The sequence below is a fragment of the Nocardia sp. GCM10030253 genome, from assembly GCF_042675075.1.
Classification (GTDB): domain Bacteria; phylum Actinomycetota; class Actinomycetes; order Mycobacteriales; family Mycobacteriaceae; genus Nocardia.
In genome coordinates, this window is the sequence record NZ_JBHTDL010000004.1 from 510,112 (window position 1) to 523,447 (window position 13,336).

Annotated in this window: 16 protein-coding genes; 6 read left to right on the forward strand and 10 right to left on the reverse strand. The window is 66.1% G+C overall.

Annotation, left to right across the window (positions count from 1 at the left end; genetic code table 11):
* Positions 1-56: 56 nt before the first annotated feature.
* Positions 57-281 carry a hypothetical protein gene (locus tag ACFQZZ_RS06420; protein WP_378675324.1) on the reverse strand — a complete coding sequence of 75 codons (225 nt, stop codon included), beginning with the start codon at positions 279-281 and terminating at the stop codon, positions 57-59.
* Between the two features lie 50 nt (positions 282-331).
* Between ACFQZZ_RS06420 and ACFQZZ_RS06425 the strand changes: the two genes are divergently transcribed.
* A complete protein-coding gene (locus ACFQZZ_RS06425) occupies positions 332-958 on the forward strand; it encodes an alpha-ketoglutarate-dependent dioxygenase AlkB (RefSeq protein WP_378675327.1) in 627 nt (208 codons plus the stop codon).
* Positions 959-1,113: 155 nt separating this feature from the next.
* On the forward strand, positions 1,114-1,563 hold the full coding sequence (locus ACFQZZ_RS06430; RefSeq protein ID WP_378675329.1) for an SgcJ/EcaC family oxidoreductase: 450 nt from the start codon (positions 1,114-1,116) through the stop codon (positions 1,561-1,563).
* A gap of 175 nt (positions 1,564-1,738) precedes the next feature.
* Here the strand turns inward: ACFQZZ_RS06430 and ACFQZZ_RS06435 are convergent, their stop codons facing one another.
* Positions 1,739-2,584 carry a hypothetical protein gene (locus tag ACFQZZ_RS06435; RefSeq protein ID WP_378675332.1) on the reverse strand — a complete coding sequence of 282 codons (846 nt, stop codon included), beginning with the start codon at positions 2,582-2,584 and terminating at the stop codon, positions 1,739-1,741.
* Between the two features lie 131 nt (positions 2,585-2,715).
* Between ACFQZZ_RS06435 and ACFQZZ_RS06440 the strand changes: the two genes are divergently transcribed.
* Positions 2,716-3,429 (forward strand): HD domain-containing protein, encoded by a 714-nt coding sequence (locus tag ACFQZZ_RS06440; RefSeq protein WP_378675335.1) that lies wholly within the window; start codon positions 2,716-2,718, stop codon positions 3,427-3,429.
* A gap of 165 nt (positions 3,430-3,594) precedes the next feature.
* Here ACFQZZ_RS06440 and ACFQZZ_RS06445 read toward each other — a convergent pair whose 3' ends face one another.
* Complete coding sequence (locus tag ACFQZZ_RS06445) at positions 3,595-4,170, reverse strand: helix-turn-helix domain-containing protein (protein ID WP_378675338.1); 576 nt, start codon at positions 4,168-4,170, stop codon at positions 3,595-3,597.
* 82 nt (positions 4,171-4,252) lie between these two features.
* Here ACFQZZ_RS06445 and ACFQZZ_RS06450 point away from each other — a divergent pair, with 82 nt between their 5' ends.
* Both ACFQZZ_RS06450 and ACFQZZ_RS06455 read left to right on the forward strand, forming a co-directional pair.
* Entirely contained in the window at positions 4,253-5,236 is a 984-nt protein-coding gene (locus tag ACFQZZ_RS06450) for a zinc-binding alcohol dehydrogenase family protein (protein WP_378675341.1), read from the forward strand.
* Between the two features lie 169 nt (positions 5,237-5,405).
* Positions 5,406-6,563, forward strand: coding sequence for a serpin family protein (locus ACFQZZ_RS06455; protein WP_378675343.1), 1,158 nt, complete (start codon positions 5,406-5,408; stop codon positions 6,561-6,563).
* A gap of 126 nt (positions 6,564-6,689) precedes the next feature.
* Here the strand turns inward: ACFQZZ_RS06455 and ACFQZZ_RS06460 are convergent, their stop codons facing one another.
* The 4 genes from ACFQZZ_RS06460 to ACFQZZ_RS06475 all read right to left on the reverse strand — a co-directional run bounded on the left by ACFQZZ_RS06460 (position 6,690) and on the right by ACFQZZ_RS06475 (position 9,809).
* Complete coding sequence (locus ACFQZZ_RS06460; protein WP_378675346.1) at positions 6,690-7,922, reverse strand: FAD-dependent oxidoreductase; 1,233 nt, start codon at positions 7,920-7,922, stop codon at positions 6,690-6,692.
* Positions 7,923-8,073: 151 nt separating this feature from the next.
* The gene (locus ACFQZZ_RS06465) at positions 8,074-8,640 is read right to left on the reverse strand and encodes a DUF4334 domain-containing protein (protein WP_378675349.1); all 567 of its coding nucleotides are present in this window, start codon (positions 8,638-8,640) and stop codon (positions 8,074-8,076) included.
* A 129-nt stretch (positions 8,641-8,769) separates the two neighbouring features.
* Positions 8,770-9,288 carry a DMT family transporter gene (locus ACFQZZ_RS06470; RefSeq protein ID WP_378675351.1) on the reverse strand — a complete coding sequence of 173 codons (519 nt, stop codon included), beginning with the start codon at positions 9,286-9,288 and terminating at the stop codon, positions 8,770-8,772.
* Positions 9,285-9,809, reverse strand: coding sequence for a DMT family transporter (locus ACFQZZ_RS06475; protein WP_378675354.1), 525 nt, complete (start codon positions 9,807-9,809; stop codon positions 9,285-9,287). Before ACFQZZ_RS06475 ends, ACFQZZ_RS06470 begins: the two co-directional genes overlap by 4 nt.
* A 342-nt stretch (positions 9,810-10,151) precedes the next feature.
* Between ACFQZZ_RS06475 and ACFQZZ_RS06480 the strand changes: the two genes are divergently transcribed.
* Complete coding sequence (locus ACFQZZ_RS06480) at positions 10,152-11,399, forward strand: SLC13 family permease (protein WP_378675357.1); 1,248 nt, start codon at positions 10,152-10,154, stop codon at positions 11,397-11,399.
* A 525-nt stretch (positions 11,400-11,924) separates the two neighbouring features.
* Here ACFQZZ_RS06480 and ACFQZZ_RS06485 read toward each other — a convergent pair.
* The 3 genes from ACFQZZ_RS06485 to efp form a co-directional block, all read right to left on the reverse strand.
* Positions 11,925-12,191, reverse strand: a complete 267-nt coding sequence (locus ACFQZZ_RS06485; RefSeq protein WP_378675359.1) for a YciI family protein — start codon at positions 12,189-12,191, stop codon at positions 11,925-11,927.
* Position 12,192: 1 nt separating this feature from the next.
* A complete protein-coding gene (gene nusB / locus ACFQZZ_RS06490) occupies positions 12,193-12,690 on the reverse strand; it encodes a transcription antitermination factor NusB (RefSeq protein WP_378675362.1) in 498 nt (165 codons plus the stop codon).
* A gap of 70 nt (positions 12,691-12,760) precedes the next feature.
* A complete protein-coding gene (efp, locus tag ACFQZZ_RS06495) occupies positions 12,761-13,324 on the reverse strand; it encodes an elongation factor P (protein ID WP_378675365.1) in 564 nt (187 codons plus the stop codon).
* Positions 13,325-13,336: the final 12 nt, after the last annotated feature.

Here is a 13,336-nt window from a genome sequence, read left to right on the forward strand (position 1 = left end):
GGTCCGTTAAAGGATGTCTTACGGCAAGCAGCCTAGCAGCGCTCCGAGCACCGCTTTCACCAGGCATATCGGGCTGTGAGCCCGGCCACGACGCCGCTGTGGGCCCGGCCACGGAAACGACTTCCCGGCACGGACAATTCGGTCGGCGTCGCGGGCACCCGCGGCGCTGCGCCGCCCGACGGGTATCCCGATACAACCGTCGACGAGATATGACGGTCGAGTTCGGCGTCGCCGGCGCCCGCGCGCGACGCACCGTCCAGCACCTTTCCATACTGCGACATTCCGAGCATGGAACTAGCACATACGTTCGATTCGACGTAGATTCGACGTCATGTCGACACCATTCCAGGGTTCGCTGCTCGACGGGTTCGATGATGTCCACGTCGGGACGCTCGACCGGATCCGACGGACACAGCTGAGCAGCGGGGCCTGGGTGGATGTGCTGCCGGGTTGGCTCAGCGGTGCGGACACATTGTTCGAGCGCCTGGTCGACGAGGTGCCATGGCAGGCCGAGCGGCGACCGATGTACGACCGAGTGGTGGATGTGCCGCGGCTGCTCTGCTTCTACGAGGAAGACCACGCGCTGCCGGATCCGATACTCGACGATGCGCGCGACGCGTTGAGCAAGCACTACCGGCGCGAACTCGGCGAACCTTTCCGGACGGCGGCCCTCTGCTTCTACCGCGACGGACGTGACAGCGTCGCCTGGCACGGCGACACCTCCGGCCGCGGCGCCACCCACGACACGATGGTCGCGATCGTGTCGGTCGGCGCACCTCGCGCTCTACTGCTGCGGCCACGCGGCGGCGGCGAGAGCCTCCGCTACACGGTGGGCCACGGCGACCTCCTGGTCATGGGCGGCTCCTGCCAGCGCACCTGGGAACACGCGGTCCCCAAGACCCGCAAGCCTGCGGGACCGCGAATCAGCATTCAGTTCCGCCCTCGCAATGTGCGCTGACTCCGGGCCGGAAGGTTGTGGTGACTAACGGATCTCGACGCCCGTATGCGCGCTCGGCCGCCGCATCACCTGGCATCCGCCGATCATCGGCTGTGATCCAGACAACCGCGACCACATTTGACCTCAACCATAGTTGAGGTAGAAGGCTGATCGCCATGAGCACACCCACGATTCAACCGCCGGTCGTCGCGGACACCACCGTCGACCACACCTCCGACATCGCCGCGATAAGGCAGATCATCACCAATGTCGAGACCGGTTACAACACCAATAACGCCGAGTTGATGACCGCCGATTTCACTGCCGATGCGGCTGTGGTGAATGCAGTCGGCGTGCAGATCACCGGAACAGCGGCGCTGCTGGAAGCGAATCGGCAAGGGTTGGCGGGATTCCTGAAGAACGAGTATGTGCACTACGAGGTCACCGACATCGTGTTCCTACGGCCCGATGTCGCGATCGCGCACAAGGTCGCGCGGGCGACGACCGCGGACGGCGAGCTCATCGATATCGATCCCGCGATGATCGCGCTGTATGTGCTGGTGAAGCAGGAAGGCCGGTGGTGGACTGCGGCCAGGCAGAACACCTTGGTTCCGCAGGCGGGATAAGGACGGATCCAGTGCGGACCGCGCTGGCCTGGTCGTTGCGCAGATCGCCTGTCGTGCTGCCCGTTCCAGGCATTTCGTCGGTGGATCATCTGGCGGAGAACCTTGCCGGCGGTCGCATACAGGACAGCGCCGCAATAGATTTCGCTGTTGCGGCGCTGTTCGCGCTGGAGCGTGATCAGTCGACTACCGTGGGTTCCTCGATTGCCGGGAAGCGGCGGCGCCGGACTGTCGCGGCGTGCGACCATATGGCGCTGTCCAAATCCTCGATATTCCCGTTCCCGCGCGCGAGCACCTCGGCCCGAGCTTGGCTCGCGATGTTCACCTTCCGCCGATACTGGCGGAATATCTGGACCTCGCCGTTGTAGTCGGCCTCGTCCAGGTATGTGTAGTCCATGCCGTCGTAGGCATAGGTGCCGAGTGTCGCGAGATCGGTTGCCCAACTACGCAATTGATCGGGTGCACCGAAGATCGTGATCTGCCCGCCGAGGCGATCGACCCAGGCCGATCGGGGCGAGCGATCCCGGTGCGGCCAGATCCGCTCACCGGGGGCGCGCGATCGCCATTCCCGCAATTCGTCAACGGCCTGCCGCAGGCCGAAGGTCTGCCAGCGCACGGTGCCCTCCGAACGCTGCCGGAACGGCAGTTGCCGGTGCAGCGCTACCGCGGCGGCGCGCGTGAATACCGTCAGCTCCGAGGGCACCAACACGATCGGATCGGCGGGTGCCGCGTCGAACGGGTTCGGATCCAGGTGTTCCGGATCGATCACCACCACAGTGCCGGGCCGTCGCTGATACGCCAGACCCCACAGCAGCCTGGCCAGCACGCGCGAACCCCGCCAGTCCGACAAGACGTGCCAGGTGTCGTGAAAACGATTGGTGGAGAAGCGGAAATCGCTGCCGGGGCGCAGGCTGATCACCGTATAGACCCGTCCGTCCAGCACCATGGTGCGGCGGTGCAATTTCAACATCTCGTCGGTGGCCGAACCTCGTCGCGGCCGTTTGTCGTGCGCGGCCACGGTCACCTCCAGTTCCTGCCTCGCGTGCCTGACCAGAACACCACGAGTCACAGGAACCGGCAACGCATTTTTCGGCGACTCCGCCGGAGTGGCACAGAGCACAGCGCCGTCCACAGCCGCACCGATAGATTGACCGTATGAGCAATCCTGGGGCGGGGGTTTTGGCCGTGATGCCGCTGCATACGATCAGCGAGGTCTACGGCGAATCCGGACTGCGTGAGCGACTACTACTGGAAATCGCGGAGCTACCCGAGGCCGAACGGCTCACCCGAGCCCTCGACCTGGCCGACGAGCTGCACCGCGACGACCGCTACGGGCGGGAACCGTATCTCAATCATCTGCTGCGCGTGGCGATTCGGATCATCAGCCACTATGAGGTCCGGGATGCCGATCTGGTGGCGGCGGGCCTGTTACACGATGCGGTCGAGGATCACGCGACCGAGCTGGCAGGCGACCGCCTCGGCCCGGCGACCACCGCCGCGCTGGCCGAGCTGTCCGAACGATTCGGCGCTCGGGTGGCCGACATCGTTGCCGCCGTGACGAATCCGGAACCGGATCCGTCGATCGACCGGCACGTCCAGTACCGAGCACATGTCGCGGCCAATCTCGATCGGGCGCCGTGGGCCCGGGTCGTCAAGCTGTCCGACTTCACCGACAACGGCGTGGGCATCCTGTACGCCGACGGCCCCCACATGGCGAAGCTCGCCACCAAATACCGCCCGCTGACCGACGTTTATCGTGAGCTCGTCACCCGCGCGGATACCCCGCTCGCCGATCACGTCAAACGCCACATCCTCGACCAGCTCGACCGTGCCGACGAACGTTTCGACGCCATCCTGGCGCACGACTGAGCCACCGGGTTGCGCAATCCGGACCCGATCGCCGCTACCGAAGTCGGTTTTCGGCACGAACCTGGCGCACGACCGAGCGGGAACCGACGCGACGGGATGCGCGGTTCAGACCCGAATCGCGACTGCCGCAGTCTGTTTCGCCTCGAGTAGGACAAGCGGCGACGCTCACGGTATGCGCAGTACCGACTCGACCAGTTCCCGCACCGCAGCGCGCAGCCGCTCCGTTTCGCCGGAGCGGGCCATCTGCGGCACATTTGCGCCGCCTAATGCTCCGAGCAGCAGCCTGCCGACCACCTCGGCGTCCACGTCCGGGCGCGCCTCGCGCAGCAGTGCGGTGATGTGCGCATCCCAGAATTCGTGGATCTCGGCGGCCTGCGGGTGCGGCGGACCCTGCAGGTAGGCGACCGTCACCTCGATGTTGTCGGTCATCAATCGCACGAACGCGTCGAAGAAGGCCACCAGCCTGACATCGGCTGGAGCCCCTGGCCCGAGCGGCGGCGGACCGGTACGAACGGCGTCCATCAGCGCGAAGGTGCTCTCGGCGATCATCTCGTGCAGCAGTCCCGCGCGATTGCCGAAGCGATGGAAGATCGTGCCCTTGCCCACCCCCGCCGCGGCCGCGACCCGATCCATGGTCAGGGCGTCGGCACCGTGTTCGGCGAGCAGCGCGGCAGTCGCTTCGAGGATCGCCCGCCGGTTACGCGCCGCATCCGCTCGCTCCCTTGGGCGTTCGTCGGCCATTCCACCACCTTCATTGACAAGTTGACCGCCGGTCCATATCGTTGCCAACATCTGGACCGACAGTCAACTTATGGAGTTATCGATGAAGGCAATCGTAATGACGGGCATCGGCGGACCCGAGGTACTGGTCGCCCGCGAGGTTCCCGCGCCGCGGCCGGGACCGGGTGAACTGGTGATCCGCGCCGAGGCGATTCCGGTTCTCTTCCCGGAGACCATGCTGCGCTCGGGACAGTTCCCGATGCCCGTCGAGCCGCCGCTGGTGTTCGGCTTTCAGGCGGCAGGCGTGGTCGTCGAGGTCGGGCCCGGAGTCGATGCCGACCTGATCGGACAGCGAGTTGCCGTGGAAACCATGGGTTTCGGGGCCTATGCCGAACTGGTGTGCGCGCCCGCGGGTTCCGCGGTCCGAATTCCGGACGGCGTCTCGGCGGTCGACGCGGCATCGGTGCTGATGAGCGGATCGGTAGCGCTGCCGCTGCTGGAGACCGCTGCCCTCACCGGCACCGAGACGGTGCTGATCGAGGCGGCCGCGACGGGTGTCGGCAGTGCGCTCACGCAACTCGCCAAGGAGTACGGTGCGGCCCGCGTGATCGCGACCGCGGGCGGCCCCGAAAAGTCCGCAAGGGCTCGGGAACTCGGCGCCGACGAGGTGATCGATCACAATGATCCGCAGTGGCCGACCCGGCTGCGCGAAACACTCGGCGACGCCACGGTCGACGTCGTCTTCGACTCGATCGGCGGCCCCACCGCCGTCGACGTACTCGCCGCCATGACACCGCTGCGCGGCCGGATGCTCAGCTACGGCTGGCTCTCCGGTGCACCTGCCCAGGTCGGCGTCGCAGACCTCCTCACCCGCGGCCTGACCCTCACCGGCTGCGCAGGCCCGGATTGGCTGGCCCGAGTCGCGCAAGCCCGCACCGCAACGCTCGAGCGTGCGGCCTCCGGAAACCTCCATGCGCTCGTGGACGCGGTCCTGCCACTGAGCGAAGCGAGCCGGGCCCATCAGCTGGTTGACGATCGCTCCCCCGTCGGCAAGATCATCCTCCGCCCCGAGTCGATCGAGGCATGAGCCCGTGGTGGGCCATTGCCTGGCAATGGCCCACCGCATCACGCGACGCCGCCGAGACAATTCCGGATTCCGATCGCGGCACTCACTATCAGCTTCGATGGGCCACGTCGCCCGACACCGGGTGGCAGCGCGAAAGCGCCGGACGGATTCGGCGAATATCGTGGGTGCGGTGCAGACATCTGTGGTGCCGCATGTAGTCGCGGCCAATGATCTGACCGCGCGGTGGTGCGCCGCGGCAGGTGACGACGACTTCGTCGTGTCCGGCGCCGGTTTGTGGCCACTGTTGGCGCTGCTGACCGCTGCTGCGGAGGGTCGGGCGCGGTCCGAACTGGAAGCCGCTATCGGGGTGTCTGCCGACGTGGCTACCACCGCGGCGCTGGAGCTGCTCGGGACACTCGCCGCCGCCGAGGACGTATCGGCCGCCCTCGGACTCTGGGTCCGTGCTGACCTACCACTGCACGAGGATTGGGCGCGACAGCTACCTGTGGGCACCATCGACCGACTCGGAGAGCAGGGCGCCCTCGATGAGTGGGCCGACAAGCACACCGGTGGACTCATCGAGAAGTTCCCGCTGCGCATCGACCGCGACACCGTGCTCGTCCTCGCCACGGCCCTTGCGGCGAAGACCACGTGGGAAACACCGTTCGATGCGGTCGAGTTGGCGTTCGAAACCGGCCCTTGGCACCGGCACCGTGGGCCCGGTCTCGAACGCGTCACCAGCCGCCTCGCCGATGCCTCGATCCTCCATGGACCGACTCCGATCACCCGGGTGGTCGTGACCGGCACGGCCGACGTGGACGTGCACCTGCTGCTCGGCGCGGCGACCCCGGATGTCGTTCTCGCGGCCGGTCTCGGTGCGCTGTGCGGTGCGGTGCCGATCCGCACCGAGCTGCCCGAGGGAACCACCGGCCCCGGCCTCACAGTGCGCACGCACACCGGGCGGTCGCGGCGAGATCTGCTAGAAGTTCGCCTGCCGCCCTTCGAGATCCGATCGGCGCACAACCTCTGTGCACAGCCCGAGTTATTCGGTCTGGCAACAGCGACCGACAGCACCCACGGCCATTTCCCCGAGATCTCCCCCGACCCGCTGTACGTGACGCAGGGCGCACAAGAAGTGCTCGCGCGATTCACTCGAACCGGTTTCGAGGCCGCCACCGTCACCGCGTTCAACATGGCACGCGCTGCAAGCCTCCCTCCCGAACGCCTCGTCACCACCGTCTCCGTCGTCTTCGACCGCCCATTCGGTTTTGTCGCGGTGCACCGCCCGACCGGGCTGGCCGTCGTCGCGGGCTGGGTGGCCAACCCAGCCACGGAACCGATCGGCTGACTGAACCGTCCGACAACCTGTCCGGGGTACCTCGCACCCGGTCGCGGGATTCACACCCGCCCTTGGCTTGTGATCGACGGACCGGGTAGTCGTGCACCGAGTGTCGGCGCGGCGCGGCCGAGCGGATCAGGCTTCGCGACGGGCGAAGTCAGGGGCGTGTTCGGGCAGTATGCCGCGCGCGAGCAGGAACGGCAGAATGCCGCGGACGAAGGGGGTACGGCGGAATATTCGCAGTGGCAACGGCGCTCGGGCGGCGTTGGCGATGTCGATTCGTCCTGCCACTGCCGGTCGGATCACTCTGGCGTGCAGAAAGCGTTGCAGGCCTTGGGTTACCACGGTCGGTGCGGTGCGACGGCGTTGCACCGCGGCCAGCTGCGCTTCCGACACGGTGCCCGAACACAGCGGCGCGGCAAGAATTCTCGCGGCGGCGACAGCGTCTTGGACGGCGAGGTTGATGCCGACTCCCCCGGCCGGGGACATGGCGTGAGCGGCATCGCCGATACACAGCAGGCCGTCGGTGTACCACCGTTGCAGGCGATCGAGCTTGACGTCGAGTAGTTTCACCTCGTCCCAGCTGTGCAGGGCGTGTACGCGATCCCGCAGCCAGGGCGCGGCGTCGGCCATGCTGCGCACGATCTCGGAGACCGGGCCGCCGCGGACCGCCTGGTCGCTGCCCTTGGCGATGAGGGTCGCGCACTGCCAGTAGTCGCCGCGGTCGAGTAGCACCGCCGCGCGGTTGGCGTTGACGACGGCGATCGCGCCCGCAGGGTCGATGTTGGTGCGCGGCAAGCGGAACCACCACACGTCCATCGGCGTCGGCCAACTGTGCGAGCGCAGGCCCGCGGCAGCGCGCAGTATCGAGTCGCGGCCGTCGCAGGCCACGGTGAGGTCGGCGCGGATTTCTCCGGTGTTACCGTCGGCGGTCCGGTAGCCGACGCCGCATATCCGGCCGCCGTCCCGGATCACTTCCATCGCTTCGGTATTCATGCGCAGCCGGAAACTCGGCTCTTGGTCGGCCGATCGGGCAAGTAGGTCGAGCAGATCCCATTGCGGCACCATGGCGATGTATTTGTGCTTGCCTGGCAGATATTTCAGCGTGGCCAGCGGCTGTGTCGACCCGCCGATCGGCAGCTGGATCTGATCGAGCTTGCGTGCGCGCAGTTTCGCGAATTCCTCGCCGAGTCCTAGTTCGTCGAGTAGATCGAGGGTCGTGGGATGCACGGTGTCGCCACGGAAATCGCGCAGGAAATCCTTGTGCTTCTCGAGCACCATGACGTCGATACCGGCGCGAGCGAGGAGCAGTCCCAACACCATTCCAGCGGGGCCACCACCGACCACCAAACATGTCGTGCGATCCATCGACCGGCCTCCTCCGTGCTCACGCGCCCGAAGACATGTCACAGGCGCCGATGTGCAAACGTGTCGGTGATAACGCTCAGCCTGTGATCGATCGTAGTGCGGGTCGCGCGGCGGGAGGCCACAATCGTGCTGGTAGCGGCCGAACGTCGAGTCAGACGGTCTCTCGGCGCAGCACGAAGAAATACGGTTCGGTCATGCCGCGCAGATCCATCACCCCTAGCAGGGTGCGTTCGTCGACGCGCCGGAAGTGATCGATGATCGGCAGATGGTCGTAGATCATCCCGGCACTCAGCACGCCGCGATACTCGATATCGCGCAAACGTGCTGCGGGCGTGCGGGTTCGGAGCACCGATCCGACGACGCGCAGCGATTTGCGGACCATACGCACGCCCGCCAACGGCACTCGACCGGCGAGGCCGAGCGGGACCCGGCGCGGATCGACGGGGAACACGGTTCCGGACTCGTCGGCGAACAACAGCGGGTGGACGGTATCGGCGGTATCGAACTGCTTGCCGTACCAGCCCGATGCGACCAGCACACCGGCAAACGGATGCCGGGTGTCCAATTCTTCGCCACGCCAGCGTCCGGTCGTGATCTCCGCGGTCCGCACGGCGGGGAGGCGATCGAAGAGCTGCCACGCCTGCTGTGGCGTGCACCCGCCGGCCTGCAGCGCCGCCAACTCGGCGGTCCCCGACTCTGTGCGCTTCGTCTCGGCCATTCCGGATCTCCTCACCCGCGGCAACGTTGCAAGAAGGAGACTATCTCTCTCTCAGGCTGCCGTGTCGGTTACCCCGCCGGATCGATTCAGCGCCTCGGCTCACCCGCCGCGTGACGATCGGATGCCATCTCAGTATTTCGCCATCAAGTACGAGCCGACGATGATCATGGCGCACGCGGCGATTCGTTGGGCATTGATCCGGCGACGCGGGAACCCCATCACCCCGTAGTGGTCCATCGCTGTTGCGAGAAACATCTGACCGCCGATGATCAAGGCGTTGAACGTGCCGATTCCGACACTGGAGGCGACGGTGATCATTGCGAAGATCGCCGCGCCGCCGGTAAGGCCGCCGAAGGGCGCCCATTTGGGCATGGCCGCGAGGTCGGCTCGGGTCGGCCACTGTCGATTCGACGAAACCATAAGCGAGACAACGAGAATGATACCGACACCGATGAGGGCCACCGCATAGGAGACCACGCCGCACAACCACACGTTCTTCAGCGCCAACTTCAACGTGTTCTGACACCCGGCCTCGATGGACCGCAGCGCGCCGCCGGCCAGCAGGAACACGAAGACCAGGGCAAGTGCCGAGCGCGGCAGCGTCGGGCGGGTCTCGACCTCGGTCGTGGTTGTGGTTGTGGTAGTCATCGGGCGATCCCTTCGACAGGAACTGTGGTGCTGGAGGTGGGTTCTTGCTTCGCCGAGTCGCTGGCCATCACATAGACCGCGACCGTGATCAATATGGCGCCCACCACGCGGGGTGCCGTCAACTCCCTGGTGGCGAACCCCATGAGACCCAGGTCGTCCATCACCAGTGCGACCAGCATCTCGCTCACGATGATGACCGCGTTGAACGTTGCCACGCCGACATACTTGGCAACGGTGATCATGCCGACCACGGCCACACCGCCGATCAGGCCACCGAACGGCGCCCACCACGGCATGTTTCGCACGTCATCGAGGGTTGGCCACGCCGACGGTGCCACCACCCTCGATACCGCCAGGAAAATCAAAAACCCAGCCAACGCAACGCCATATGAGAACACCGCGCACAGCCACACGTTCCGCACATAGATCTTCTGCGTGTTCTGACACCCGACCTCGATGGACCGCAGCCCACCGGACACCAGGATGAATAGAAATATGAGCCCAAGGCTAATGGCGACCATGACGAGACACGTCCTTTGGTTCGGGAGCAAACGCCATCACGAACCGAGCGATGATCGGCTCGACCGACCCCTAGTTGGGAACCGCATCGCCGATTGCTATCGACACCACCAATCGTGACCCACATAACGTACCGTTAGTTAGTGGCACCGTCAATGGCGGGCCGTGGTTTCAGGCATACTACTTGCCCGCACTTGGCCCGCACGAAAACCCTTGCAGGAGAACCGTGATCGTCGAACTGGATGGGGGCACGCGATACCGGACCGGCGACCACCCGGCCCGCAACCAGCTCGTTCGAAAACAGAACCGCGGCCGTCATTGCCCTTTCTGAGAGGATGGCCAGCGTGCACGGCCAGATCGTTTCCTCCGCACCACCCCCTCTTTCGACGACGCCACCGCCGCGATGGCGACCGACCACCCTGGACTGGGTCCGGCTCGGACTGTTGCTGGCCGGCCTACTGTGCGTGCTGACCGGACTGCTACCCCGGGACGAGGCCGCCGACAATATGCGTCGCATCGGTCCACTCCTGCTGTTCCTCGGCAGTGTGATCGTGCTTGCCGAACTCACCAGACAGGCAAAGGTTTTCGATGTGATCGCGCACCGCATCGCCATCCTCGGCCGCGGCTACTATCCGGCATTGTTCGGGCTGTGCGTGCTGTTCGCGTCGGCCACCACCATCCTGCTCAATCTGGACACCACCGCGGTGCTGCTCACGCCGGTCGTGCTCGCGCTCGCGACGCCCGCCCGGATTCCCCCGCTGCCGCTGGCCATGACCACGCTGTGGCTGGCCAACACCGCGAGCCTGCTGCTACCGGTTTCCAATCTGACCAATCTGCTGGCGGCGGACCGGATCGCATTGGGCGCCACCGGTTTCGCCGCACGCATGTGGGCGCCACAGCTGGTGTCGATCGTCGCGACGATGATCTGCCTGTGGGTCTGGTACTGGCGGCGCGGCCGACGCGATGCCGATCGCTATGTGCCGCCGCAACCGGTCCGCCCGGAGAATGCCGAGCAGCGCGCGCTGCTACACACGACGGCGGGCGCCTGTCTGCTGTTCATCGTGGCCATTCCGTTCGTCGGCGATCACATCGGCGTCGCCGCCACCCTCGCCGCGGCCATCGCGGTGGCGGCCTTCGCGATCTTCGACCGCTCCGCACTGCGGCTATCGCTGATCCCTTGGCAGCTGCTGGTTTTCGTGGTCGGACTGTTCCTCGTGGTGCCAACCCTGAGCAGGCTCGGACTGTCCGACGCGATGCACTGGCTGATCGGCGCCGACCCGGGCGCCCTCGGTGCGTACCGCGCCGCGGGAGCAGGCGCGGCGCTGTCCAACGTGGCCAACAACCTGCCCGCCTACACCGCGGGTGAGGCCGTCATACCGGACGCGAATCGAAACCAGTTGCTGGCCTTGCTCATCGGCACGAATATCGCCCCACTGGTCACCCCCTGGGCGTCTCTCGCCACACTGCTGTGCCTCGAATTCTGCCGCACCCACGAGGTGCGCGTCCCCATGCTCCGCTTCGTCCTCACCGGCCTCGCCCTGGCAACAATCGCAACAACGGGTGCAGTGACAGCCCTGCTACTCACCAGCTAGCTCAGACCAACGCCCGACTACTGTCGCAACTGGCACATGACTGCGGGAAATCGCGAGAAGCCCCCATGCCACTCGTGGCGAACGACAGGTGGGGTGCCTGGCGGCTGCCGCACCGTGAGCTAAGGGGTTCGCGCCGGTGGGGAGATGGCGAATGCCCGACGCGGGGTGGCCTGCCCCACATCGCTTGACCTCGAGCGCAGTTGAGGAATGAAGATCGACACCGTGCGCAAGGCCGAAGGCACGGCATGAACCAGTCATGGTGAACCGACCTCGACCGCACACCCGAATCCGCGATCGTCGCATCGACGACTCGCGGTTCGCTCCCGCTGGGCCCGTACACCCACCAGCGGGAGCGTAGGGTGCGGCACGCCGATATAGCCATAGTCGCCGACCAGCCCAACTACCGAGCGGGTTTTCATCTTCTGCCTCCACAAGATCGGCAGGTGATCGGAGTCCGTTCGACTGGCCTCCGAAACAGCAACAGCCGCACACCTTTCCGGTGTGCGGCTGTTACGGACGTTCGGGTCAGGCGGAGACGGCGATTTCCCACTCGTAGACCGTGAGTTGCGACGACCCGGTGGTGTGCACCGGGTCGGTGAACGCGATCTCGCGGGCGGCATCGAGGCTGTCGGCGTGGATGACGTACGCGCCGCCGGTGCCGTCGGTGAAGCGGCCACTCTCGACCAGCTGGCCACGTTCGAGCAGATCCGCCAGGAACGCGCGGTGCTGCTCGACGACGGCGGGGTCGAAGTTCGGCGTGCGCATAGCCATGACCAGGTACTTGTTCACCATGTCAGGCCTCAGGCTCCGGCCGAGGAGCCAGCGTCGCCGCGGCGGCGGCGCGCACCTGTGGGGCGACGAGCACGACCTGGCCGAGCACGCCGTTCACGAACGACGGAGAGTCGTCGGTGGACAGTTCTTTGGCCAGCTCCACTGCCTCGTCGACCGCGACCACCGGCGGAACATCGTTGGCGTGGAACAGCTCCCACACCGCGATCCGCAGGATGGCCCGGTCCACGGCAGGCAGCCGGGACAGCTCCCAGTCCTTGAGGTAGGACTCGATGGTGCCGTCCACCCGGTCGAGGTCGTCGGCGACGCCTTCGACGAGGGTCTTGGTGTAGGCGTGCACCGGGGCGACGGCTTGGTCGTGGGTGGACAGTTCGACGCGCTCGGAGACGAGGTCGGCCGCGTCGACGTCGCGGGCCTCCGCCTCGAAGAGCAGGTCGACCGCGCGACGCCGGGCCTTGTGCCTGGCGCCGAGCTTCTTGTACGTGGGCTTCTGTTCGGCCACTGTCACATCATCCCCGTCTGTACCCGATGGCGGCAGTAGTTGGTCGTTACTGTCGCGCCGAAACAGGCGATCAGGAGTTCACCCGGCCGAGGTAACTGCCGTCGCGCGAGTCGATGCGCAGCTTGTCGCCGGTGTTGATGAACAGCGGGACCTGCACCTCGGCGCCGGTCTCCAGAGTGGCGGGCTTGGTGCCGCCGGTGGAGCGATCGCCCTGCAGGCCGATGTCGGTGTGCTGCACCTCGAGCTCGACCGTGACCGGGAGCTCGACGTAGAGCGGCGCGGCCTCATGGGTGGCGACCTGCACGGTCATGTTCTCCAGCAAGAAGCGGGCGCCGGGGCCGATGGTCTCTTCGGTGATCGAGATCTGGTCGAAGGTATCGCCGTCCATGAAGACGTAGTCCGAGCCGTCGTGGTACAGGTAGGTCATGTCGCGGCGATCGACCGTGGCGGTCTCGACCTTGACACCCGCGTTGAAGGTCTTGTCGACAACCTTGCCGGACAGCACGTTCTTCAGCTTGGTCCGCACGAACGCGGGGCCCTTACCCGGCTTGACGTGCTGGAATTCGACGATCTGCTGGAGCTGACCGTCGATCTTCAGCACAAGGCCGTTCTTGAAGTCGCTGGTGTCCGCCACTGTCCTCGGATC

Excerpts from the sequence above, each read along its gene's own strand:
- ACFQZZ_RS06450 (WP_378675341.1), top strand. The coding sequence starts at position 4,253 with ATGAAGGCAATCGTAATGACGGGCATCGGCGGACCCGAGGTACTGGTC.
- ACFQZZ_RS06485 (WP_378675359.1), bottom strand. The coding sequence starts at position 12,191 with ATGGTGAACAAGTACCTGGTCATGGCTATGCGCACGCCGAACTTCGAC.
- ACFQZZ_RS06445 (WP_378675338.1), bottom strand. The coding sequence starts at position 4,170 with ATGGCCGACGAACGCCCAAGGGAGCGAGCGGATGCGGCGCGTAACCGG.
- ACFQZZ_RS06465 (WP_378675349.1), bottom strand. The coding sequence starts at position 8,640 with ATGGCCGAGACGAAGCGCACAGAGTCGGGGACCGCCGAGTTGGCGGCG.
- ACFQZZ_RS06460 (WP_378675346.1), bottom strand. The coding sequence starts at position 7,922 with ATGGATCGCACGACATGTTTGGTGGTCGGTGGTGGCCCCGCTGGAATG.
- ACFQZZ_RS06420 (WP_378675324.1), bottom strand. The coding sequence starts at position 281 with ATGTCGCAGTATGGAAAGGTGCTGGACGGTGCGTCGCGCGCGGGCGCC.
- ACFQZZ_RS06430 (WP_378675329.1), top strand. The coding sequence starts at position 1,114 with ATGAGCACACCCACGATTCAACCGCCGGTCGTCGCGGACACCACCGTC.
- ACFQZZ_RS06470 (WP_378675351.1), bottom strand. The coding sequence starts at position 9,288 with ATGACTACCACAACCACAACCACGACCGAGGTCGAGACCCGCCCGACG.
- ACFQZZ_RS06475 (WP_378675354.1), bottom strand. The coding sequence starts at position 9,809 with ATGGTCGCCATTAGCCTTGGGCTCATATTTCTATTCATCCTGGTGTCC.
- ACFQZZ_RS06440 (WP_378675335.1), top strand. The coding sequence starts at position 2,716 with ATGAGCAATCCTGGGGCGGGGGTTTTGGCCGTGATGCCGCTGCATACG.
- ACFQZZ_RS06425 (WP_378675327.1), top strand. The coding sequence starts at position 332 with ATGTCGACACCATTCCAGGGTTCGCTGCTCGACGGGTTCGATGATGTC.